At 37.6% G+C, this 24,553-nt stretch carries 24 protein-coding genes; 18 read left to right on the top strand and 6 right to left on the bottom strand.

The genetic code is table 11. The annotated features are described in order from the left end of the window. The first annotated feature begins 115 nt into the window (after positions 1–115). The 11 genes from ACLHR0_RS25195 (at position 116) to ACLHR0_RS25145 (ending at position 9,649) form a co-directional block, all read left to right on the top strand. Positions 116–502 carry a helix-turn-helix transcriptional regulator gene (locus tag ACLHR0_RS25195; RefSeq protein ID WP_436490369.1) on the top strand — a complete coding sequence of 129 codons (387 nt, stop codon included), beginning with the start codon at positions 116–118 and terminating at the stop codon, positions 500–502. Next, positions 499–1,626 (top strand): tyrosine-type recombinase/integrase, encoded by a 1,128-nt coding sequence (locus ACLHR0_RS25190; protein ID WP_436490368.1) that lies wholly within the window; start codon positions 499–501, stop codon positions 1,624–1,626. Before ACLHR0_RS25195 ends, ACLHR0_RS25190 begins: the two co-directional genes overlap by 4 nt. Before the next feature lie 6 nt (positions 1,627–1,632). Further along, positions 1,633–1,980 (top strand): helix-turn-helix domain-containing protein, encoded by a 348-nt coding sequence (locus ACLHR0_RS25185; RefSeq protein ID WP_436490366.1) that lies wholly within the window; start codon positions 1,633–1,635, stop codon positions 1,978–1,980. A 154-nt stretch (positions 1,981–2,134) separates the two neighbouring features. Further along, positions 2,135–4,549, top strand: a complete 2,415-nt coding sequence (locus ACLHR0_RS25180) for a KAP family P-loop NTPase fold protein (RefSeq protein ID WP_436490364.1) — start codon at positions 2,135–2,137, stop codon at positions 4,547–4,549. Positions 4,550–4,585: 36 nt separating this feature from the next. Continuing rightward, positions 4,586–5,566, top strand: a complete 981-nt coding sequence (locus ACLHR0_RS25175) for a hypothetical protein (RefSeq protein ID WP_436490363.1) — start codon at positions 4,586–4,588, stop codon at positions 5,564–5,566. 168 nt (positions 5,567–5,734) lie between these two features. Beyond that, positions 5,735–6,040, top strand: a complete 306-nt coding sequence (locus tag ACLHR0_RS25170; RefSeq protein ID WP_436490361.1) for a hypothetical protein — start codon at positions 5,735–5,737, stop codon at positions 6,038–6,040. A gap of 26 nt (positions 6,041–6,066) precedes the next feature. After that, positions 6,067–7,002, top strand: coding sequence for a CHC2 zinc finger domain-containing protein (locus tag ACLHR0_RS25165; protein WP_436490359.1), 936 nt, complete (start codon positions 6,067–6,069; stop codon positions 7,000–7,002). A gap of 87 nt (positions 7,003–7,089) precedes the next feature. Further along, positions 7,090–7,488 carry a hypothetical protein gene (locus ACLHR0_RS25160; RefSeq protein ID WP_436490357.1) on the top strand — a complete coding sequence of 133 codons (399 nt, stop codon included), beginning with the start codon at positions 7,090–7,092 and terminating at the stop codon, positions 7,486–7,488. 165 nt (positions 7,489–7,653) lie between these two features. After that, complete coding sequence (locus tag ACLHR0_RS25155) at positions 7,654–8,034, top strand: plasmid mobilization protein (RefSeq protein WP_436490355.1); 381 nt, start codon at positions 7,654–7,656, stop codon at positions 8,032–8,034. Next, complete coding sequence (locus ACLHR0_RS25150; RefSeq protein WP_436490354.1) at positions 8,031–9,053, top strand: relaxase/mobilization nuclease domain-containing protein; 1,023 nt, start codon at positions 8,031–8,033, stop codon at positions 9,051–9,053. Before ACLHR0_RS25155 ends, ACLHR0_RS25150 begins: the two co-directional genes overlap by 4 nt. A gap of 20 nt (positions 9,054–9,073) precedes the next feature. Beyond that, complete coding sequence (locus ACLHR0_RS25145) at positions 9,074–9,649, top strand: hypothetical protein (protein ID WP_436490352.1); 576 nt, start codon at positions 9,074–9,076, stop codon at positions 9,647–9,649. Positions 9,650–9,652: 3 nt separating this feature from the next. Here ACLHR0_RS25145 and ACLHR0_RS25140 read toward each other — a convergent pair whose 3' ends face one another. The 5 genes from ACLHR0_RS25140 to ACLHR0_RS25120 all read right to left on the bottom strand — a co-directional run bounded on the left by ACLHR0_RS25140 (position 9,653) and on the right by ACLHR0_RS25120 (position 13,086). Beyond that, positions 9,653–9,901 carry a hypothetical protein gene (locus ACLHR0_RS25140; protein ID WP_436490351.1) on the bottom strand — a complete coding sequence of 83 codons (249 nt, stop codon included), beginning with the start codon at positions 9,899–9,901 and terminating at the stop codon, positions 9,653–9,655. Next, a complete protein-coding gene (locus ACLHR0_RS25135) occupies positions 9,888–10,592 on the bottom strand; it encodes a metallophosphoesterase (RefSeq protein WP_436490350.1) in 705 nt (234 codons plus the stop codon). Before ACLHR0_RS25135 ends, ACLHR0_RS25140 begins: the two co-directional genes overlap by 14 nt. Before the next feature lie 78 nt (positions 10,593–10,670). Further along, the gene (locus ACLHR0_RS25130) at positions 10,671–10,970 is read right to left on the bottom strand and encodes a hypothetical protein (RefSeq protein WP_436490348.1); all 300 of its coding nucleotides are present in this window, start codon (positions 10,968–10,970) and stop codon (positions 10,671–10,673) included. Between the two features lie 228 nt (positions 10,971–11,198). Beyond that, positions 11,199–12,296 (bottom strand): hypothetical protein, encoded by a 1,098-nt coding sequence (locus ACLHR0_RS25125; RefSeq protein WP_436490346.1) that lies wholly within the window; start codon positions 12,294–12,296, stop codon positions 11,199–11,201. Continuing rightward, positions 12,265–13,086 (bottom strand): RNA polymerase sigma factor, encoded by an 822-nt coding sequence (locus tag ACLHR0_RS25120; RefSeq protein WP_436490344.1) that lies wholly within the window; start codon positions 13,084–13,086, stop codon positions 12,265–12,267. Before ACLHR0_RS25120 ends, ACLHR0_RS25125 begins: the two co-directional genes overlap by 32 nt. Before the next feature lie 396 nt (positions 13,087–13,482). On the opposite strand from ACLHR0_RS25120, the gene ACLHR0_RS25115 reads away from it, so the two are divergent. The 7 genes from ACLHR0_RS25115 (at position 13,483) to ACLHR0_RS25085 (ending at position 23,365) form a co-directional block, all read left to right on the top strand. After that, a complete protein-coding gene (locus ACLHR0_RS25115; RefSeq protein ID WP_436490342.1) occupies positions 13,483–13,716 on the top strand; it encodes a helix-turn-helix domain-containing protein in 234 nt (77 codons plus the stop codon). A gap of 2 nt (positions 13,717–13,718) precedes the next feature. Further along, the gene (locus ACLHR0_RS25110) at positions 13,719–14,258 is read left to right on the top strand and encodes a DUF4365 domain-containing protein (RefSeq protein WP_436490341.1); all 540 of its coding nucleotides are present in this window, start codon (positions 13,719–13,721) and stop codon (positions 14,256–14,258) included. Further along, positions 14,255–15,394 (top strand): hypothetical protein, encoded by a 1,140-nt coding sequence (locus tag ACLHR0_RS25105; RefSeq protein ID WP_436490339.1) that lies wholly within the window; start codon positions 14,255–14,257, stop codon positions 15,392–15,394. Before ACLHR0_RS25110 ends, ACLHR0_RS25105 begins: the two co-directional genes overlap by 4 nt. Positions 15,395–15,689: 295 nt before the next feature. Then, positions 15,690–18,371 carry a class I SAM-dependent DNA methyltransferase gene (locus ACLHR0_RS25100; protein WP_436490337.1) on the top strand — a complete coding sequence of 894 codons (2,682 nt, stop codon included), beginning with the start codon at positions 15,690–15,692 and terminating at the stop codon, positions 18,369–18,371. 68 nt (positions 18,372–18,439) lie between these two features. Continuing rightward, positions 18,440–20,302: a DEAD/DEAH box helicase gene (locus ACLHR0_RS25095; protein ID WP_436490336.1), complete on the top strand. Its 1,863-nt coding sequence runs from the start codon at positions 18,440–18,442 to the stop codon at positions 20,300–20,302. Beyond that, positions 20,295–21,458, top strand: a complete 1,164-nt coding sequence (locus tag ACLHR0_RS25090; protein ID WP_436490334.1) for a GIY-YIG nuclease family protein — start codon at positions 20,295–20,297, stop codon at positions 21,456–21,458. The genes ACLHR0_RS25095 and ACLHR0_RS25090 overlap by 8 nt, the downstream gene beginning before the upstream one ends. 95 nt (positions 21,459–21,553) lie before the next feature. Beyond that, positions 21,554–23,365, top strand: coding sequence for a DUF262 domain-containing protein (locus ACLHR0_RS25085; RefSeq protein WP_436490332.1), 1,812 nt, complete (start codon positions 21,554–21,556; stop codon positions 23,363–23,365). Between the two features lie 124 nt (positions 23,366–23,489). On the opposite strand, the gene ACLHR0_RS25080 is transcribed toward ACLHR0_RS25085, so the two are convergent. Then, on the bottom strand, positions 23,490–24,302 hold the full coding sequence (locus ACLHR0_RS25080; RefSeq protein WP_436490330.1) for a hypothetical protein: 813 nt from the start codon (positions 24,300–24,302) through the stop codon (positions 23,490–23,492). Positions 24,303–24,553: the final 251 nt, after the last annotated feature.

Below are 24,553 nucleotides of genomic sequence, written 5' to 3'. Positions count from 1 at the left end.
TACATGGGGAAATAGAGAAATAATGGCAGTAATTGACAGTATAAGGCAGTAATAGACAGTTTAGTTCATCCCCAGACAGTAGCCTCCCAACAGTTCCAATTTCAACTTCTAAAAAATGAGTAGTCATTTAAGGATAAAGAAGATTTGTGAGCATTGCGGAGAAGTGTTCATCGCCCAAAAGACAGTAACCAAATTCTGTTCGCTTACCTGCGCCCGGCGCAATTATAAATTACGTGAGAAGAAAGAACGTGTACAGAAAGTAGAGTCAGAAACAAACACTCAACTTCTTTCTAGATCCAGGTTGGTTGATACCCCAGCCTCAAAACCATTGGGTGACCTGATAGATATTAAGGCGCTATCCTCCCTTACCAGCATCAGCGAACGTACTTTATTCCGGTTGATAAAAGATGAAGATTTCCCCAAGCTGAAAGTAGGGCGTAGTCTTCTTTTTCACCGGCAAACCGTGATAGATTATTTAACCACCAAATACGGGAATATATGAGAGGAGCGCTGAGAAATAAGAAGCTGAAGAGTGGGAAGCTCAGTCTTTATATAGACTATTACCCGCCTGTATGGAATCCACAGGCTAAACAATACACCCGCCGTGAGTTCCTTAACCTGCATCTACACGCTAATCCTGTTACTCCACTGGAGAAACAGGAAAACAAACTGTATAACGAGATTGCTGAGAAAATCTATCTCAAACGAATGAAAGCCCTGATGCTGGATGCTAATGGCTTGTATAACAAAGATGCACTGGATGCCGATTTCTACGTGTATGCGTTGAATTTCATCCGTGGAAAACAGCGGGAAGGAGTTGATACAACGCATCATGAAACAGCCATCAAGTATCTGAAACGATGGATGGGAGAGCATTTTAAATTCCGGAACATCGATGAAATATTCCTGAAGAAGTTCAAAGAGTATCTGTTAACGACTAATTCTCTAAAGTCTTCAAAAGCGAAGCTGGCTCAGAATTCGGCTGCTTCTTACTATGATAAATTTATTCTCATTATTCAGAGTGCTTTCTTAGATAAGTATCTACCGGAAGACTATACTTTGCGTGTACCGCGAATCAGTAACGTAGATACCTTCCGGCAGATCATTGATGATGAAGAGCTGAGGTTATTATTGGAGAATCCCATTGATGATGATACTGTTTTCCGGTCTTCCATTTTTGCGTTGCTGAGTGGCTTCCGGTTTAGTGCTATTAAAATACTGAAATGGAGTGATTTGCATTTCTCTGAAGCATTGTGTACCTGGTACGTGTATATTATAGACCCCAAGCCGGAACGGTCTTTCAAGCATTATATTAGTCAACAAGCGGTTGATATATTAGGAGAGAAGCAGGAAGAGGATAGGCTAATATTTCCGGATCTCAATTATTCCCGCACCCGTACAAGGTTGCAGGAATGGTTTGCCAGCGTGGGTTTAAAAGATAAAGCCAAGTTCCATAACTGGCGGCATAAGTATGCAACTGACCTTATAGAAAAGGGTGAAGATATTTATGTTGTCAGCAAAATGCTGAATCATAAGCATGTGAAGACTACACAGATCTATGCGAAGGTGCCGGACACGAATAGGGCTAAAGCAGCCAGCAAGGCTATTAATAAACATTTAAATTAACCCCACATGAGTTTATCGCCTATTGAGCAGAGGTTGGATCGGATGGAGAGCGATATCCAGCAGATCAAAAGTATGTTGTCTGAATTACTCGACTTGTCGAAGGGGGCTTTTCAATCGCATGCCCACGAGAATATTATGTCGGCTAAGGAGGTGGCGGATCTGCTGCGGATGGATGTGAATGTTATTTATGGTAAGTGTTCCAAAAGGGAGATACCTTTTTTTAAGATGGGGAAGCTGTATAAGTTTAAGAAGTCGGAGATATTGGAGTGGGTGAAGAGACAGGGTGATGGTGCTGCTTTTTCAGTGGATGATTATGTTAATAGGTATTTACAGGCAAATGCATTGAGAGGCTAGTAATTATTATCAAAGAAATACTTATCTTAAAGACATAGACAATATTTTCTCTATGAAAAATCCCTATAAGGCGTATAATTGGTCAGAATATAGAAAGTCATTTAAATACTCGCAATTAATCAAATGCCTATTCGTCTTAGTAATTACACTAGTGATGAAAAGGTATGTCATTGAAGTTGGAGACAACTTAGTTGTTTCTAAAGTTTTTACCTATTTGGACCAGGGGCACGTACTTAATGTAATTATTAGTGTTTTTTTTATCTATGGGATTTTTAAGCTATTTGATAAAATAAAGAATGGATTAATCCCTCCAGGCAATGGCTTCTTTAATATAATAACTATATTATTAATATATTTTTTTATTATCCGGTTCAATGACAATTATGTATTTTTTTCGTTTCAAAATTGGGGATTGCCGATATTATACTATACTGATTTAGTATTATTTAGTCTTTTGCTATTATGGAGTAATTATAAATCATATAAAAGACCACTTAAAATCCAAAATGAGATATCATTAATTGAGGATTGTCCAGATTCAGAAAATGATTCATTAAGTCGATCAGGGTATGCCGATCAGGTAGCCAGCGTGATAAACAGCACTACTTCTAAAAATTCTTTCTCTATAGGAATTTTTGCTGAGTGGGGGGCCGGTAAGACTGATTTTTTAAATAGATTGGAAAATCAACTGAAATTAAATTCAGATAATCTAATTATCAATTTTAATGTTTGGAAAACAAGTAGTACAGATAGCTTGATCGAGGATTTTTTTGTGACGCTTTCTTCTTCACTTAAAAAATATAATAAATCCATTGGAAATAAACTAAAGTCTTATTCAAAAAAACTTTTTCAACCTGGAAAGGAAATCTATTTCCGATTGTTAGATACACTTATTAATGAAGTTATACCAGATGAATCCATTTCTGAAACTTATAATTCTATAAATGAGGGCATTCAGCAAACAGGGAAGAGGATCATTGTTTTTATTGATGACATTGATAGACTTAATGCTATTGAGATACTAAATGTTTTAAAGCTTATTCGTAATACTGCAAATTTCTCCAATACTTTTTTTATTGTAGCGCTGGATCCAAACTATGTTATTCAAGTACTGAGAAGAATAAATTTACTTTCAAAGGAGGAGGAGTATTTGAAAAAAGTCTTTCAACTAATAATACCTCTTCCGAAAATACAGAAAAGTATATATGTTGTTGAGTTCAAAAGTTTATTGCAGTACGATAGTTTAAAGCAAGATTATAAAGATAAAATTGATCACGCCTTGAATAATTTGGCTTATGGTAATATTGCCCAGTCGATAACTCCTCTGAAACGACCTGAGCACTTTTTAGAAGGTATGATTGATAACATGCGTGACCTAAAGCGATTCACTAACATTATAAAATTGAATTTCAGTTTTATAATGGATGAATTAGATGTTATTGATTATTTTATTTTGGCATTATTACAAGTTAAAAGATTTGATATATATATAAATGTTTCTAACCGAGAATTTGTAAAAGTCTCAGCTGATCCGCCATTTAAATTTCAATTTGATACTGAAAAGTGGACAGCTTATAAGGAGAAGAACGCGAGTTTCATTGACGAGAGTGAGCTTACTGAATTGCAGAAGGTTCTTGAGTACCTTTTTGAAGATCGTGCAAATAGATCGCCTAGAACATTAGTCAGCACTGAGCATTTTTGGTTATACTTTTCTTTTCAGTTATTTAATTCAATTTCCTATAAAGAATTTACACTAGCTATTAACGGTGACCAAGAAGACCTTAATCAGTTTCTGAACAAATGGGCTTTCAATGATTATAGAGAACTTGCTGCCATATTAGAAACGTATGGTATCAATAGGAATAAAGATGAGTTTCAAAAGTTCGTAACAGCTTTTATAAAAGTGGGTGGGTTTCAGAATTTCTTATTAAATATCGTTAAACAAAATTTGGCGGAGGATGGAGATAGTCTTTATGATAGTGATGAAGAGTATGTTGATGTTATAATGAAAATATTAAATGACGAATCTTTGCCTGAGTATAATAAAGCGATTATCGCTGATTACTTAATTAAGGAGCGGTCTATTGGGTCTGGGTTTTCAAAACCAAAATTAGAAAAGATTATTTCTGATGGATTTATTCATTATTTAAATAGCGATCCTGAGTTTTCCAACAAGGTTATGGATCATTTTTTACTTGTAAAAGATCAAAGCAATACGAGAAAAGCTTATGCGAAATATTTATTAAAAAAGCCCAATACTTTTGAAGAGTATTTACGATTTGTTATTCGTCCATTAATGCAACCTCCACATGATAAGATGTTTGTATTTGATCCAATGCTAAAACTAATTTTATCTGCGGACAGATTTAGTGCAGAAATAGCTAAGTTAAAACCGACAACTATTTATGGTGAAAAAATTGTAAGCTTAATTCAAAAGTATATCCCAGCATATGATCTATTTGATAATGCGGGATTTCAGGTTACAGATGAAGAGTTTAGCTATTTAATTAACCATATGAAGGAGACGGGGCAGGTTAGTAAAAATTTTAATCCATCAGTCCGCTATTAATAAAAATTTATTGATAAGTGTTAAAAAAGGCAGGACATGACCAACCTTAATCAAGTAAAGGATGTTCCTTTAATTGTAAGGGTAGTTGAAACGACCATTTTTGTTCGTGAAATTCCTTACAATGACCAATCCAAATCTACACGCTGGGCAATTGACTTTGATAAACTGGCTAACCATGCTCGATATAATCATTTCTGTATTTCCTTTTTAGCATGCCCATTTCCTTTGAGTTTTGAAAGCCTAATTGCCCATTTTGATTGGTGCAGCCGATATCTATACTTCAATTTTGAAGAATCTATTCTGCGCATAGGAATATTAACAGAGTTGGCAAACCGGCATTTCGATAATGAGAATTTGGCATACTTGAAACAACTTCTTGTAAAATATCCTCAGGCATATCAATATGATTTGGAAGACGCAGATAACAAACAAAAATGGGCGCTATTGAAGAAATCTAACTTTCAGAAGAATGTTGATTTTTTGAAGATAGTTGAAAATGATAAGGAACAAAGGACTATTTTATTCGACTATTTGCAAAATCTACAAGAGAAGATAGGGAAAGAGCAAATAACAGATCCCAATAAAGAATCTGCTGTCCCGCCTCCCAAACAAGAGACTACACCCACAACGGGGAAGCGGGAAAGGGAAGCCAGCAGTTATAATTATCTGAAATTAAATGAAGATCTCTCTCCGGAAACTTGCAACGAGGTGATCGATTTTTTATATACCACCTTCAACCCTTACTTTCATGTCCCTTATGATGTTGCTACCTTTCGTAAGATATTTAGTAATGAAGATAGCCCGGAATTGGAACTGATTAAAAAGAAGAATTTCAACAATCAGTCGCTAAAAATCATCTTCCAGGCATTGAAGGAAGCAAAGGGGCTTATCGTTTCCTGGCAGGTAATTGAAAAGAAAGTTCGGTTATTCAATGCAAATGGAAGTCCATTTGCCGGTTTTTCCGAGGTAAGTATGGGCAAGATTAGACGTCAAAAGCGCCAAAAAACTGGAGAGTGATATGTCTTCCATAATTCACTTGATTAAGAATGAGTTAGCCGCCAATAAAAGAAAATAAGTAATCTCCCTCCTACAAATAAAGTCCGGATTTTGCATCTTTTTTCCGGTATTTGCCTAAAACCGGCATTTTTTGCGTTCATATTTGCTTTGAATCAATAGTGAAGAGATATGAGTGAGCAAATGCAATTTATTGGTTTCAGTATCGAGCAAGCAAGGCTCTTTATTGAAAGTATCGTTAAGTCCTGCCTCCAGGAGAGTAACCTATCCAAAGGTTTATCAGAAACACCGCTGAACATCCGGCAGGCTTGTAAAATTATAGGTGTTTCGGCGCCCACGCTCCGGAAGTTCGTGCAAATGTCCCTGATCCGCCGCCATGACCTTGGTGAGCGTAAGAAGGTGTTTTATCTGTCTGAGCTGGAGGAAGACATTAAGCGGATTCGATCCATGAACCAGAAACCCGAACCGGAAGATTAACCCTTTAACCCATCTCAAACCATTTTATGGCAACAAATGATTTCCCCATTGCCGAGGCAAAGCGGATCGACATGGTTGATTACCTGGCATCCCTCGGCTATCAGCCCCAGAAGATCCAAAGTCAGGATTATTGGTACTTATCTCCATTCCGGGAAGAGAATACTGCCTCCTTTAAGGTTAACCGCAGATTGAATCTGTTTTATGACTTTGGAATTGGTCAGGGAGGAAGTATTGTAGACTTTGGAATGTTGTTTTACCATTGTACTATTCCTGAAGTTCTGGAGAAGCTGCAATCTTTTCTTTCCTTTCACCGGCACCAGGTTATCTCTCAGCTTCCACCAGCGAGGCCAGCTCCCCATTTTTCCAGTGAAGAAAAAAAGATCCGGGTGATAGGGGATGCGCCGATTACTTCACCGGCCCTGCTCTACTATTTAGAAGTGCGCGGTATTCCCCTGCAACTTGCCGAGCAGTTTTGCCGGGAAGTCCGGTACTCTCTTTACGGAAAGGATTATTACGCTATCGGTTTTAAAAATGATGCCGGTGGGTATGAATTGCGCAATCCTTATTTCAAAGGGAGTTCCAGCCCCAAGGCAACTACGTTTATTGATAACGGTGCATCTGAAGTATCCGTATATGAAGGCTTCTTCAGCTTTCTATCTTTCCTGGTGATCATTCAGGGGAAAAATCTGCCGGTGACGAATTACCTGGTACTAAATTCTTTGTCCTTCTTCAAAAAGAGTCGGGAATTAATGGAGGGGTATCAGACTATTCATCTGTATTTGGATAGAGACAAAGCAGGTATTACCCAAACGCATCAGGCGTTATCTCTGGATAAGAAATACCGGGATTGCAGTTACATATATGGGAACTACAAAGACTTAAATCAATTCCTCATCCATTCTAACCCTGCGGAAACCACCAAACGCCCACAAGACAACCTCAGAAAGCTACGCCCAGGTTAACATCAGAAAAAGGGGATGATCCTTTTTTGTTTCACTGTAACCCACTCCTCTCGGGAGTAATTATTCAAGTATTAAAAATCTCAAATTATGGCAGACTTCAAAAGAAAAACACTGCAATTAAGTTCTGGTAAGCAGATTAAGTTATTTGGAAATAGCATGGCTATAGGGAAATCATTGGAACTTGGCGAAGGGTATCGCCCCAATATACTTGCCTGCAACGATGGAGTTTCGGAAAGTAATTCCCTCGCATCTGTGCATAATCCCTTCAGGTTAACCCGTGATGAACTGATAGAATTGGCGGATTATAACATTCAACTTTGGATGGACTTGAAAAAGAATATCTATAAATACGGGATAGATAACCCCATGATTTTTGAGATGGAGTTACCACCTCAGAACAAATTAACTAAGCCCGGACCCAAGAAAAACGGGCCTGAAGGGGAAGGTAAAAAGATAGCTTCTCCCAAATCAGACGACAAATTATAGCATAGGAAAACCATGCGGGTAGGAGCATATGGGTCTTGAGGTTCGGTATAGCCAGCTATGTTTTGGTAATACCAAAACTTCTGACCCACCGCATGCTATCGCATTTGTGGGCGGGTTTTTTCATCCGCTTACAGGCGGATTCAAAAAAATAAAATGAACTGAATTATGACGCAGAATGATAAGCAGCGGGGGAATAAAGGAGGGCGTCCATTAAAAGAAGTCAGGAAAAATATTATCCTGACATTCAAATGTTCAGCTTTTGAAAAGTTGGTCATTGCCCAAAAGGCAAAGGAATTAAACCTTAATATATCAGAGTATATCAGGCAGATGTCTGTAAATGGTAAGGTTGATCAGCAGGTTAAAGTATTCCCTGCGGAAGTATTGGCGCTATCCGGAACACTTAATCATATAGCCGCGAACATCAACCAGGTAGCCAAAAAGCGTAATAAGAATGAAGACTTGTCAATGCTGGAGCGGGTGGACCTCAAAAATCTGGTGCCGGTGCTAAAGGGAATTGCCGCGGAGATTAAAAATTATCTCAGGTGATCGGCACAGTAATAACCGGAAGTTCTTTTTATCATCTTATCAGTTATGTACTGGAAGATAAAAGAGAGTTGTCCGAAGATCAGAAAATGGAAATGTCTTTAAGAGATGGTGTTCAGCATAAGGATAGAGCGGAAATACTTGCCTTTAATAATTGTTTCGGAGATAAGTATGAGATGGCTGAACAGTTTAGAGATGTAGCCCGCCTGAGTAAAAGAGTGGAAAAGCCCGCATTTCATCTTTCTATCAGACTGGCAGAAGGTGACCATCTGACCAAAGATCAGCTGATTGAGTTGGGGGAAGCATTGGTAAAGGAGTTCAATGTCGCAGATCATCAGTACCTAATGGTTTTTCATAAAGATACCCGTGAGCAACATTTTCATATTGTAGTAAACAGGGTAGGGCTTGATGGTAAAGCCGCCAGTGATAGTAACAGCTATAGACGAATGGCTGCTTTTTGCCGGAAGCAGGAACAGAAACTAGGATTGACACAAGTATTGAGTCCCAAAGCTTTTTTATCGAAAGACCAGCAATTAATTCCCCGGCAGGATCAAAGAAAGATGAAATTGAAAGATCACATCCGGAATACTTTGAGGGACGTGAATGATTATCCTGCTTTTGAAAAAGCTATGCGCGCATTGGGTTATACAGTGATTAAAGGTCGAGGTATTTCTTTTATTGATGGAAAGAAGGTAAAGATTAAAGGAAGCGACGTCGGCTTCTCCCTTTCAAAAATTGAGAAGATTTTATCCCTGAAAAAGGAACTGGCGAATAAGCAACTTGAGCAAAAGAATATCGAATCACTCTCCCGAAGACAATCCGGGAAAAATATTCACTATACGGATAATGATCGGCTCCAGTATCCTACCAGTTCTCCCCTGACGTTGGCTATTCAAAATTTGGCAAACTTTATTGAATGGTTATTACAACCTGAGATGACTGGTAATTTTATTCCGTATGAATTGACCCAGGAGGCATTTGATAGAAAAAGGAGAAGAAAGAAAAAAGGCCCATCTCTTTGACATCTTTAAAATATTAAATCATGCATCAGATTATAGAAACACTTGCTGCCAAGTTAGACAAGCAAGAAAAATCACTGCAGGACTTGGATGAAAAAGTAAAGACTATCCCCGATAGCTCCGGTAAGATTGTCGAAATATGGAAGGAAATGCACGGTACTTTCATTCGACATTCCTTACCTAAAGAAGAAGTCGTCACGCTAACTGCTGCTTTATCTGAAAATATCCGGATCATGAAAACTCCCCGGACCGAGAATCTTATCCATCATCATCATTTGTCAAAGGTTATTTTTATAGCGATAGCTCTGGTGGTAGTTGTTGCGGTCCTGAGTATGGCGTGGTATAATACAGCTGATAATCTGAAGCAGTATAAAGCATCAGATACAAAATACCGCTTCCTGAAATTGCTGGGGAATAAGTCTATTCAACAATTATTAATTACTACCGATAGCCTATATTATTGTAATTCTGTCCTGCGGGATAGTGTGCTGCATCAGGAGCAATTGAAAAATGACAGGTTGGAAATGCTACGACTGGCAACTGAACAAGAACAGTCTGCGAGGGAATTGAGGAAGAAAGCAGGTAGCATGAATCAGTAGTTGCTACGGCCTGAAATACCAGGTTTCCTGTGCTGTCTTACCAAATTGCTGAATATAGCTATCGTTGGCGTGAAGAATACATTCCAGACGTTGAACCGGGTCGCCGATTTTTAAACCCACCACCTGCAGCCCGGTTTCATTACATTTTTTAAGAAATTCCGGTAGGTCTTCAATAGAAATGACATGTTTGCCGTGAGCAACTCCACTGAAGCCTTCCAACCAATATATCTGTGTTAGATTATTTTGTGTCATACATTTCTTGGATTGCAACGCACCTGAAAATTAATCCGTCTCTTTCTTCCATATGGGATTCATGATAATGACCATAGTACCATTCCCGACATCCGGCAGCTTTAAGATGTAAGTAGATCTGGCTCATTATCTGTCGTTCGTTTTCCCGATCAGTAGCCAGGTCTTTGCCGGCGGCCATCTCCTTAACAATAAAATTAAGAACGATAGGGTCAAAGGTGTAAGGCCATGTTTCTTTGGGGGCTACATGCGAAATAGCTATGTCAATACCTTGAGCGCATGCTGATTGTAGCAAAGGCTCATCAAACCGGATTTCTTCGTCCGGCCAGTAGTCTTTACCGGGCGTTCTGCTTAACCGGTCAATGGATATACCTCCACCAATAAAAATAACCCGTTGATCTTCTATTTCAAGTACTTCATAATCCTGTACCAGTTTGACGTTTCGAAGATTGAAAGTATCCCTATGATCCCAGAACCACTTATTATCATGATTGCCTCTCAATATGTACAGAATATTTTCCTTCTCCCTAAGAAATTTATCAATTTGAGATAATGCTTTTCTGTCAAGCTCCTTATGCTGAAAGCCAAGCCCCCAGTCGCCAACCTGTATAAAGGACGTTTTCTCCACTCCGAATTTTTTGATCTTGTAAAGTATTTCCGGATAACCTCCATGAAGATCACCAATGATTACCATGCTGATATTGTATTAGATGAAAGTTAATATGTTGTTAATGTAATTATTTATAATCCTGGATATGCCTGGTCCTGGAAGTTATTTGTTTTCTGGTGTATTATCGGTAACCTGATTTCTAAGCAGAAAAGTAACTTCAATCATTCTTTCCATGTCTATGTATAGTTCTGCTGTTCCTAATGGATCAATGTTACCCATAAGCAGATTTTTAATAAATCCATTCCATAGATGTTTTCTAAAGCTTTGAAGGGAATATCTTTCCCAGAAATCAGTAATTACCAATTGTGGGTTATTGATTTCTTGTTTGTTAAGCCGGAATGGCCGTTGACTGTAGTCATCTTCTATTTCAGAAGAATTGATTAGCGGGTTACTATTTTCCATAATTGAAGGAGGTTAATTGAATAATAAAATGGTTTGATTGTTTGTAGAGTACTGACTCTGTTGTATATAGCTTTCAGCTTTCCTGGTACGGTTGCAGGATGAGCCGCGAACCATGTAATTGTATACACCCCTTATATGGATACCATAAAAGGAAAGATATTTAGTGAGTACACATGAAGCCTCACTCCACGGGTGTACAAGCACCCTCAAATATTTTGTTAGCCAGGGCTATTCTACAATTATATTAATCCCGGCTTTATTGGCCTTATAGGTTATCTTTTGTCGTAATCCGCCATAGTTCCAGTTTCGAACAACAAATTTTTCTTCTTTTGCCAGTTCTTCTGTTTCCTGCTGATCCACCAGAATAAGAGTAGCTGCCTGATGTTTTATACAAAGGTCTATTAGGCGTTTACTGTAAACATGGAGTTTATAGTTGATATACTTTTTTTCTGCATCGCGGAAGGTATTCTCCTTTTGGCGCATTCGCGCTTTCCCATTTTTAGTCCTGTTAAAGCCACATGATTTCTGACAGCGCCGGATCGCTTCCTGGATCGCCATCCTGCGATAAAGAAAGTCTTCTTTTGTGCCTATTCTATATTGATACCTATTGATTTTTACAACCACCGGGATTTCCATAGAAAGAGACGCCTCTGCTACCACCTCTGGCTTTAGATTCCCCACCAGCTTATCAAACTGGAAAACAGCCAGTAGGTAAATCTTACTACCATTTAATTGCAGAGAGTTATCGCATAGTTTGTAATCTCCTTCTATAGCCCTTTTCCACATACTATACTTATCATCCAGATCTTTTCCGAAATAGGTTCTAAAATGAAGCCCATAGATTGAAAAAGTATAGTTTCTACTTTTTTCAATGGAACTTATGTTGAGTAAAGCCTTCGCTGGTATCGGTATTGGGATACTACGCTTATAGTTCCTCAATGATCTATCCCCTTTCCAGTATGCTTCTTTTTCCTTGTTGTATGTGGATACAAGGGTATTATTTAGACACCCTAGTATTGCCATTGGCATTTCCTGTTTATATCGTTTGCTGAGGAACTGATAAGTAGTATTGGTTTTGGAGGTGGTTAATATCCCGTCCGGATCTTTGTGGACATCAGTTAGTTTGACTTTTGTTTCATCCTTCAGGTAGAAGAGTTCCTTTATCTGGTCCTGAATAAAGTGATGGGTAGATATCTGATTGGCTGCGCGGAAACAGAAATGTTGCCATTGCCACAACGTTTCCCAGGTTGCATGTCTTACCTGGTCATCATCACTATTGATAAGTAACTGGATTCTACGCGTAACAATGATTTTTCTTGTTTCCATGTTTGCGAATCTTTTGTAAGGTTTGATTGGCTGAAACGTATTGATTTACTACATCGGCTAATGGCCTGTTCGTTTCCTGAGAAATCCTGTCAAAGCTGTATTTGTCCTGATGCCGTAGTTTATATATCTGGGCTTGTTCTGGTGTTAAGTGTGCTGTATAGTTATCGTGATGGCTTCTTCTAATAGTGGCTTGCTTTTGCGGAAGTACCAGCAGCATCGATTTTAGGGATTCGATGCTTTCCTGAATTTCTGTTGTAATATGCTGATATGGAGCCGCAAACCGTTTCGCTATTTCTTTATAGTTGAGGCCATAGAGCATATAGAGCCTTATGATGGTTTGCCTGTGGGCTGGTAGATATGGAATGGCCTCTTCTATTCTTTCCAAGTGTTCAAGATCCTTCCCTGACAGATGGCTATATTCTGCCTCTTGCTCCGGGTTAAAGGAGGCATAATGGGTATTCTCAAGAAATTCAAGGTGCATAAAGCTGCAATGGAATTTATTGACCTTCTTTCTGAGGTATTCGAAGCACCCCCACCGGACATGTAGCCGGATGAATCGGAAAAGGTGGAGCATGCTGGTCATTCGTGTTCTGAAATCCCAGGCTCGGAGAAAGGCATCCTGGAGGATGGAGTTTATAACAAAAGAGTCCTCAATTATGCGCCTGGCGTAATAGAAGATCGACTTGTACAGGTTATTGTATATGTAGTTCAGCCCTGTTTCGTCACCTACTTTGAAAAGTTGAAAATGGGTTATGTTCTCCAGTGTGCCGGTTGTAATGTATCTACTCATAGCTTCCAATTTCAAATAGACATGATAAGATTGTAGTGGGTATTAACCACCAAAGCCATTTCAGTGTGTTTAATTGGAGCCTGCTGCGTGAGCATAAAAAAGGCGCAGGACTCAACGTTACCGTCCCCTGGCACGACCAAGCGCCTAAAGACCAAAGCAACGCGAGCCCACGCGCCTTTATGACGTGAGCTTCGCCGTTGCCTTGTTGGTCTGGAATTTGGTCGTTTCGGGGACCAAGGCATTTGCGAGACGATTCATTTTATATTAAATGGAATCGCCAATTTAGCATTTTATGGAAAGATTTGATAATCTTTCACTTCGTAAAGATAGGGTAATTTTCTTATTGTACCTCTATAGAGGTACAAAATATTTTCGGATTTAGTTGAAATTTCATGAATGGATGAAATTAAGGAGGAGGAAATATTAAAAGAGTTTGGCAAAAGGCTGAAGAAATTGCGTAAGGCGAAGAAATTAAGTATTAGAAATTTCGCTTATGCCTCAGAATTGTCTGTAAGTTATGTGCAGAAGCTTGAGGAAGGAGCATCAAACCCATCATTTACAACTCTAATTAAGATCCTTGATACCCTAAATGTAGAATTTAGTGAGTTTTATTCTAAAAAATCCCTGTAATTATGCCCCTATCCTCATTAAATGTAGAATCTGAATTAAGTTATGCGTATTTACATGCGGTTGCAAGTAAGGCTGGAATGAATTGCAAAGTTGAAAATAGACATGGGGATAATTATGGAACAGATGCATTGGTTGATTATTTTGCACCTATACCGAATACCTACCGTACAGACGTTTCGTTGAGAATTCAACTCAAAGCGACGACTAATATTCAGTCCGAAACTTCAACTCATTTTTCGTATTCTTTTCGAGGAATAGATCAATATGATAAGTTGCGTTCTAATAGAGGCGAACCGCATAGATTACTAGTAGTTCTTCTCCTCCCAAATTCGGATAATGAATGGTTATCATGTTCCATAGATGAGTTAATTTTAAGGAATGCAGCATATTGGATTTGCTTATATAATGCACCGGCCTCTACCAATCAGGTTAGTCAGACAATCTATATTCCAAAGACTAATTTGCTAACGCCAGATAGTCTTGTTGCAATTTGTCAAGAAATTGGGCAAGGAAATATACCAACGTACACTGTTCCATCATGAGAAAAGTGATAGATATATCATCAATACAAATTAGAGACTACGCATTTAGTTACGGGTGGGAATTAGTACGTGAAGGTCTAAAAGATGGATTGTTTGTATTAAATAGCCCCAATAAGGATTATAAACAGTTAATCTTTCCTACAGATAGTTCAAATCCAGATTTTCAGAATATGGCATTAATTGCTATCAGAAAATTAGGGGACTTTAGTAATCAATCAGAGTTTAAAATATTAGAGGATATAAGGGAGGTAAATGACGATGTTTTGAATTTGAGGTATTTCTCTGAATCTAAAATAGTCAATGCGTTGTCATTCCAGGAAACAGTTAAAGCAATTGACGCGACTAAACAATTGATTTTAACAGCTGGTAGCTCCGTAGTACATCCTTCATTACTTCATAAGCGTTTATTTAGGAACGAAGCAAATGAGCTGTTAAGGAAGACCAAGTTTAGACATACAGAAGAAGGGAGTTTTATTTTAAAGATATCTTGCCCAGTTGAACTTGAAAGAAGCTCATCCTTGACGTTGTTTGACGACGAGGTTGTTAAACCACTGAGTAGGCGTGCTTTTGAATTGATGAATTATACTTCTAAGGAACTGTTAAATGCAATTGAGGCTGACAGTATTGATCAATTAATAGAGGCACAAGTGTCTTCTTCTAGGCCGAGCATCAGTTATAATTTTTGTGATGCATTGATAAATCTTTTTGATGATGAAAGAGAATTGCCGTTTGAATTGATTTTTAATTGGAGTAGGGCATACATGACGAAATTGCCCCCTTTGAATTTACCTAGGGCTATAAAATTTCCATATGAATTTAAGCCTAAACTAGAGGAAATAAAGAGTTATCTTAATCCAATTGGAAAAGAATTGGAAGATACATTTTTTGGAACTGTAGAAAGTTTAAACGGGAATGAAGGGGGAGATGGCAGACGTTCAGGAGAAGTGATGTTGGCTTTATTAATAGATTCAGAGATTGTTAATGCGAGGGTAGAACTAAATTCTGTAGATTATGAAACTGCCTGGCATGCACATGGGGAAGGGGGATCGCTTATAAAGATTCGGGGCATCCTGTTTCCTGGAAAGAGAGTAAGAACGTTAGAGAACGTTTCATTATTTGAGAGAATATACAAGTAAGAAATGTTGATAGTATAAGTGGTTTAAATGAAAGTATGATTTATCACAAGTACATTGATGAGAAAGCCTTCTCCTTATTTCACTTTAGATGTTGATAAGTTTGAAGATGTACTTTTCAGATCATTTTGCAATCCTTATTGCAATAGATAAGTTGATTTTTGTTGATGGTAATTGCTAGGCCCATATAAGAATGTATTGTGCGCTTCCTGGTCTATAGTATCATTCTTTCAGTATGAAAAGGACGTCATCCAGCGTATAAAAGTATGTCATTTTAATTTGTGAAAGATTAGTATTAATGAATTTAGCTCAAATAGAAAGTAATTTACAGCAGCTAGTAAGCTCCCTTAATAACGAATCATTTATTTACGATTTGCTTCTAGCGTATGGTCATCCCAAAGCTAGTATTACTCGCTTGCAACATGGTGGATTAAATCTTTCAAAAGCCATTGGAGAAGTGGCATGGAAGAAAAAAGTATTTTTTAAATCTGTACAAGATGAAGATATACATGAAGTGATTGCTGGTATTAAAGAAAATGATTTAAGAATAAAGCATGATCCGCGTTTTATAGTGGTCACTGACTTTAAAACATTGTTGGCAATTGATCGTAGAACCTTTCATACGTTAGACATCCCTATTACTGAAATTGCAAAACATTTTGATTTTTTTCTGCCGTGGGCAGGCATGGAAAAGGCCCAACGCCAAAGTGAGAATCCTGCCGATGTAAAGGCTGCCGAACGAATGGCAAAGTTATATGATGAAATAAAAAAGGATAATATAACTAGCACACATGAAGAAGTTCATAATCTTAATGTCTTTCTTTCCCGTCTACTATTTTGTTTTTTCGCTGAGGATACAGATATTTTTGAAAAAGCGCAGTTTACTACTGCTATAGAAAGCCACACTCAAGAAGATGGGAGCGACCTAAGTGTTTATCTTGAAGGGTTATTCGATGTAATGAATACTGACTACGATAAGCGACGGAACTTGTCTGCCTATCAAGAAGCATTTCCTTATGTAAATGGAGGACTTTTCAAAAATAAACATCGTGCCCCAATTTTTACAAGACGTAGCCGTCAAATACTTATCGAAAGTGGTAAACTAGATTGGAGCGCGATCAATCCTGATATTTTTGGTAGCATGATTCAGGCGGTTATTACTCCAGAACATCGTGAAGGGCTAGGTATGCATTACACCAGTGTGCCTAACATAATGAAAGTAATTGGGCCACTTTTTTTAGATGAATTGCAAGAAGAACTGGAAATATCTAAAAATACTCCGAAAAAGCTTAACGCCTTACTTAATCGTATTTGGAGTATTAAAATTTTTGATCCTGCCTGTGGAAGCGGTAATTTTTTAATTATCGCTTACAAAGAGTTACGCCGATTAGAAATGAAAATATTTAAAATAATAAATAGCCTTGCGCTTTCAAATATTAGCTTGGGAAATTTTTATGGTATTGAGTTAGATGACTTTGCCCATGAGGTGGCGATACTCTCTCTTTGGTTAGCGGAACATCAAATGAATCAAGAATTCTTCAAAGAATTCGGAAGAACTAAGCCAGCCCTTCCTCTTAAAGAGACAGGTAACATTATTCGCGGAAATGCAACACAAATTGACTGGCAAACCGTTTGTCCTAAAAAAGGAAGAGATGAGATTTATATTTTAGGAAATCCCCCCTATCTGGGTACAAGAAATCAAAAAAAAGAACATAAGGATGATGTTAGTTTTGTGCTGGGTCACATACAAAACTATAAAACCCTTGACTATATCGCATGCTGGTTTTACAAAGCATCAAACTATATACTTGGATACAATTCTTCATATGCATTTGTAACAACGAATTCAATTTCTCAAGGTGATCAAGTTAGTGTGACTTGGAATACTGTTCTGTTGAATTGGAAATTGGAAATATATTTTGCTCATCAGAGCTTTAAATGGGAAAATAATGCGAAATCGAATGCAGGTGTTTCTGTTTTAATAATAGGTGTAAGGAATATTAATAATAGACCGAAATATCTTTTTAATCAGGGGTTAAGAAAAATAGTAAGTAATATAAACCCTTATATAGTTGATGGCCCGAATTTAATAATTAGCAGAATGTCAAATTCGATAAGTGGATTCCCTAAAATGATTAAAGGTAGTATTCCGGCTGATGGAGGCCATCTGATAATTGATGAGGCCGAATTTAAGCGTATTTCAAAAAATGGTAGTCTGATGCCGTATTTAAAAAAATTCATAGGTGCACAAGAAATAATTGACAAAATCAACCGATGGTGTTTGTATATTCCTGATGAAGATGCTGGAAAAGTATCAGAGATCGAATTTATAAGAAATCGCCTCGAAGGTGTTAAAATCATGAGGCTGAAAAGCACAAAAATTCCAACGCAGAAACTAGCGGCTTTCCCTCATCGCTTTGCCGAGAACAGATATATCAATAAGCCCTCAATTGTAATACCCTGTGTTACTTCAGAGCAAAGAAAATATATACCAATTGATTTCGTAGACAAGGGGCCGGTAATCTACGCCTCTGCGCAGGCAATATACGAAGCTCCAAACTATATTTTTTCAATAGTAACTTCCTCAATTCATACAATTTGGATAAAAGCAGTATGCGGTAGCTTAGAAACTCGAATAAGATATTCTTCATCCCTTGGATACAATACTTTTCCGTTCCCTCAAATCAACAACAATCAAAAACAAGAATTGGAAAGACATATGTATAATGTGTTAGAAGAACGAGAAAAGCATTCTGAAAAAACATTAGCGCAGCTTTATAATCCTGATGAAATGCCAGCGGGGCTTCGTGAAGCTCATCATCAACTTGATCTTGCTGTAGAACGTTGCTATAGAAGTAAGCCATTTGAAACTGACGAGGAACGACTGGCCTATTTGTTTAAGCTCTATCAGCAGATGATAAATTCCGAAAACAAGAAAGAAACTTTGTTTGAAACTGCGATAAAAAAGAAGAGGAAATAATTATGCCTGATATAATTCATGTAAAATATGCCCAGACAGGGAGAAGCTCAAATATTAACTCGTTAGGCATGCGTGAGATGCAAGAAAAGGCATATCAGGCGAGGGATGCACAGTACCTTCTATTGAAAGCTCCTCCTGCATCAGGAAAATCAAGAGCGTTAATGTTTTTAGCGTTGGATAAACTAATAAATCAAGGGTTAAAGAAAGTGATTGTAGCCGTACCTGAGAAATCTATTGGAGGCTCTTTTGGCAAAACTGATCTGAAGAATTCTGGATTTTTTGCTAATTGGGAGCCGAATGACGAATACAACCTTTGCACACCAGGAATGGATGGAAGCAAAAGTAAGGTACAAGCGTTTAAAAACTTTCTAGACAATGAAGAACCTATTTTGATTTGTACTCATGCAACATTGCGTTTTGCATTTGAAGAATTAGACGAGTCGAAATTCAATAACATAATATTAGCTCTTGATGAATTTCATCATGTCTCAGCAGATGGGGACAGTCGGTTAGGTGAGTTGTTAAGAAGTATTATGCAAAATTCATCGGCTCACATTGTAGCAATGACAGGCTCTTATTTTCGTGGTGATAGTGTGCCTGTTCTTTTGGCTGAAGAGGAAGCTAAATTCACTAAAGTGACGTATAATTACTATGAACAACTTAATGGCTATACCTATTTGAAATCATTGGGTATTGGGTATCATTTTTATCAGGGTAAATATACTTCTGCCATTCTTGATATTTTAGATACTGACAAGAAAACAATATTGCATATTCCAAATGTAAATTCTGGTGAGTCTACCAAGGATAAGCAAGGCGAAGTAGACACAATACTGGATACCCTTGGAGACATTACTAAAGTAGATGCCGACACAGGAATAATTCATCTAAAGAGGGCTAATGATGGAAAGGTATTGAAAATTGCAGATTTAGTAAATGATAATCCAAAAGATCGAGAAAAAGTAGTTGATTATCTCAGAAGTATTAAAACAGTAGATGATTTAGATTTGATAATTGCTTTAGGAATGGCTAAAGAAGGTTTTGACTGGCCTTTTTGTGAACATGCTTTGACTATTGGATATAGAGGTTCTTTAACAGAAATTATTCAGATTATTGGCCGATGTACGAGAGATAGTAGCAACAAAAGCCATGCACAATTTACCAACCTCATTGCACAGCCTGATGCAACAGACGATCTGGTGAGGCAGTCAGTAAATAATATGCTTAAAGCTATTACAGCATCCTTGTTAATGGAACAAGTGTTGGCTCCTAGTTTTAAATTCAAAACAAAACTTTCTGACGATGACAAAGCCGAAGAAGGAGAAATAAAAATCAGAGGTTTTAAAACACCGACTTCTAAAAGAGTTAAAGATATAGTAGAATCTGACCTGAATGATTTGAAGGCGACAATTCTTCAAAGTGATGTGATACTAAAGGCGATACCCGGTAATGTCGATCCAGAAGTGATCAACAAAGTTTTAATCCCCAAAATTATAAAAACGAAATACCCTGAATTAACTGAAGGAGAAGTTGAGGAAGTTAGACAACATGTAGTAATTGATTCAGTTGTTAAAACAGGGGAAATAAAGGAGGTGGGCGATAAACGTTTTATAAGGATGGCAGGCCAGTTTATAAATATAGATGACTTGCATATTGATTTGATAGATAGAATTAATCCATTTCAAAAAGCGTTTGAGATTATATCAAAGGATGTTACGCCAAAAGTACTGAAAGTCATTCAAGATGTGATTGAAGCTACAAGAATTCAAATGACATTGGAAGAAGCCTTAATACTTTGGCCGAAGATTAACGATTTCGTAAAAACGTTTAAGAAGGAGCCTATTCTTCAGTCTACTGATCCCTTAGAAAGAAGAATGGCAGAAGGAATCATTTTTTTGAAAGAACAAAAGCGGAAGGCAGATAATGGATAAGGATAAAAAAAAGCTGCTGGAAATATTCAATAATGACCCTTTAGGGCTTTTAAATATTAAGCCTTCTGGTTCATCCATAATGCCAGAGGAAGAAAGGCTAATCAATTCCTTTTTGGAGATTAACTCTTTTTTTGAGAAATATGGGAGGGAGCCCCAGCAAGGAAATGGGGTTCAGGAGCATCAATTGTTTACAAGATTGAAGTCTATCCGCGAGAATTCGGCTAAAAAGCAGATTTTGCTTAACTATGATCGATTTGAACTGCTAAAATTTGAACAAAGAAATGTAACGTCTTTAGCCGATATTTTGGAGGATGATGTCCTCGGCCTCTTAGCGGATGATACGGCAGACAGCCTTCACGAGCTTAAAAATATTCCTAAGGTCACCACTATGCCAGAATATATTGGCAGAAGAATACAATGTGTCGATTTTGAACAATTTTCTGATTTATTTATTGAGTGCCAGGCAGAACTAAAAAAAGGAATCCGCAAATTGTATCCTTTTAAAAATGAACAACAGATTGAGAAAGGGCGATTTTATGTGTTAAAAGGGATTCTATTATACATTGCAGAGATTGGTCGGCGTGAATTGGAGAATGGCAAAACGAATGCGAGATTGAGATGTGTTTTTGAAAATGGGACTGAATCTGACATGTTATTAAGATCATTGGCAGCAGAGCTTTATAAAGATGGGAGAAGGGTTACGCTCAAAGATGATGAATTATTAGAAGCGCTTACCCCAATTACAGTTGACGACCTCGAAACGGGATATATATACATACTCAAATCCAAGAGTGAGAATCCTGAGATTAAAAGTATCCATGATTTATATAAAATTGGTTTTTCTAAGATCGAAGTTGAAGATAGAATTAAAAATGCCGCATTGGAACCGACCTACCTTATGGCAGAAGTAAGCATCGTAATGACGGTTAAATGTTACAACTTGAATCCGCAGAAATTGGAACTTCTATTACATAATTTTTTCGGTCGAGCGTGTTTGAATATCGATGTTTTCGATAGAGCTGGGAATCGTTATACACCAAGGGAATGGTTCATTGCACCATTGGAAATTATTGAGAAAGCTATTGACTTGATAATTTCAGGGGAAATAGTCGGCTATATGTATGATTTAGCTAACAATGAAATTAAGATTAGATAGGTTAAACTATCGAAGGCGATAGTTAATGTTTCTATTATTTTTGTGTAAAGTGGGGAGATTAGTAGAATTAATCAACAACTGGAATAACTAGTTTTATGGAGATTAAAGCAGAAGTAAAATCAATCGAAAGTATCAAAGATTATTTTTTTGTTGTTCCCGATTATCAAAGAGAGTATGTTTGGCAGGCTGATATTCATGTGGCGCAGTTCTTCCAAGATATTATCGATGAGTTTAATCCTAACTCAGGAAAGCAATCAAATTACTTTATAGGGTCTACCATTATAGTAAAACGTGAAGATGGTGCTTTTGATGTAGTTGATGGACAGCAAAGACTTACTACTATTGTGATTTCTCTTTGTGCTATAAGGTATTCATTGCAACAATTGGATATGTGTGATGATGATTTAAGGACGGTTAGAGATGAGCTTTTAAAGGTTGTAAGGGAGCTACTTTATAAGTATGATATTAGCAGTCGTAAGCACACACCTAGATTATCATTACAATATGCTGAGAGTAAAGATTATTTGAATAGGTTGATTGGAGAAAAAGAGTTTACTGATATAAAAACTCCTTCTATTAAAAAGATGATGGAAGCCTATTCAACAATATCGGACTTCTTGAAGGAGTTAAAGGTAAATGATGATGGCATATTAATAAACTTTATCAGTTATTTTCTTGCCAATGTCGAAATGGTAATAATTAAGCCTGATAACCTCAGCAGTGCTTTGAAGATATTTGAGACCATTAATGAAAGGGGAGTGGGCTTGAATGCTATGGATTTATTGAAGAATCTATTATTCAGCCATGCGAAGGATGACGATTTTGAGCCCATTAAGCAAACATGGAAAGTAATGTTGAAAAGCATTGATGAAAGTGGTGAGGGGGATAAGCCGCTTCGTTTTCTCCGTTACTTTCTCATGGCGCGTTACCATAAGGGGATTATTCGAGAAGATGAAATCTATAAGTGGATGATTTCTGATGAAGGCAAAGCTAACATCAAATACAAGTCTGACCCAGTAGGGTTCGCCAATGAGCTTAAATCTGCGGCAACCAAATATTCAATATTCATAAAGGCCACCAACGGCAGGGATGCTGATAATGTATATCCAAGTATTACTGGTATTGGTTACCTCAGTAAGAAAACTTCAAGGCAACATCTTGTGTTGCTAATGGCCTTAAAGGATAATATTGATAACAACATCATTAATCAACTGGCAAGAAATATCGAAAGCCTTGTTTTTTACTATTCAATAAACAGAATCCTGACAAAATCTTATGAAGAGAAATTTGCTAATTGGGCGGTAAAGTTGAGGGCAATAAATACAGGTGAACAATTAAAGTCATTTTTGCAAGACGATTTTCGAAAAGAACTTTCAGATCAACAAACCAAGTTCAATTCACAATTTGCCTCTAAAGGCCAAGGAGATCTGAATCCACTGTACAGGATAAAATACATTTTAGGAAAACTGGAAAACTTCATAAGAATAAAAGTTAATTTCCCAGTAGCTAACTATTCTTTTTATCAAGCTCAGCAATTAGAACATATATTGCCTCAAACAGGAGAAAATATTCCAGCTGATAGATACACGCAACCATACGATTATCCCAACACAGTTTACCGTTTGGGCAATCTTACGCTGTTGGAAGCACCCATCAATCAAAGCCTTAATTTTTCCAATGATATTTCAACCAATCAATGGTTTGATGTAAAGAAAAATGCTTATCTCAACTCCAATATCTTATTGACCCGTACTTTTTCTCAAATAAGAATCGGTGAACAAACGTTATTTAATGGCTTCGCATCTACTAAATTGAAGACGTTTGATGAATGGAATATGGACACAGTTGCTGAAAGACAGGAAATAATGCGTAACCTGATTGTCGAAATTTGGAAGCTTGAGTTATGATGATTATCTGGACATTAGAACTATTGTAAATAGGTCAATTGTTTATATTGATTGCGAATGATGGCATCATTGATGCAATAACTTTTTGCTAAGATTATTATCTTCATTTGTTATGATTTTATTTTCATTTCCAGCCTCGCTTTACCACTTCTTTCATTAGACGCTCTACCATGATGGAGTGCCATAGATCTGCACCAATTAATGCAATTTTATGGTCAACCGCAACAATATTGGAAAGCGGAGCTATGATTTCAGGAGTAATGGAGGCGGAATCAGGGAAAAGCAGAAATCCAAACTGATCTACGTTTAAAGAAGCAGGGATCTGATCGTTTATTGCTGCGATGCTGTTAGCTGTACTGTCTTTAAAATCTCGGCTTGTCAATGCCGTATATGGGTGTAGTATTATGTCTGTTGCGTTGATCTTGGCAATGACATTCGCTCTGTTTTCCGCCTTTACAGAATGTAGGTTGCCCCGAAGCGACTCCTCCAGCCTGCCTTCGAGTTTATATCCTCTAAACACGTCATGCGAGGAAATACTAGCTCTCCAGAACATGGAATAGACCAGCAGTCTTGAATACATGGCAATGTTAGCCCCACATTCTACTACTGATAGATGTGGTGGCGTAATTGGAATTTCCGTGAAAGACCTTCCGGCCAGATGAGTGCGCCAATTTTTGAAGGTATCTGCAGCTAGGCCTTCGATAATGGAAAAATAATGTTCGCAATCAGAGCATAAGATATAATCTTCCTTCGGCGAGTCTTGTACGGTCTTAGGTCTCTTGCCATCTATGTGTTCGGTGCCCAATTCGAAGCCTTTTCTCGGTTTACCTGGTTCCTGAAGAAAATTCGTAGAAATGAAGCGTGGAAGGATGTGGGAATTTGTTTTATCCGCAGGTGCCGTGCGGCACAATAGGCAGAGGTCGGTTGATGATCGCATATTTTAAGGTTGAGGTTGGGGATGAAAGTACGTGAAATTATGAATAGATCGTTCAAATCATGATCTATGGACACGATGGGCGAATCTATGATTAACTTCGGATCGCAACTATTTTTGAACCAACCAATTATATTTTCTGTATCGGGAAGTAGGGGGCTCATACTTTTCTCTATTTCCATTTTCTTTCCAAACTCAATGTAGTAAACGATTTAGCCGAAAATTTTTTACGCAACTTCCCTCTCATTTGTTCC

The organism is Chitinophaga sp. ARDCPP14 (assembly GCF_051362515.1).
Lineage (GTDB): Bacteria > Bacteroidota > Bacteroidia > Chitinophagales > Chitinophagaceae > Chitinophaga.
Note: the sequence above shows the minus strand (reverse complement) of the source record. Positions and strands in the feature narration are given on the sequence as shown.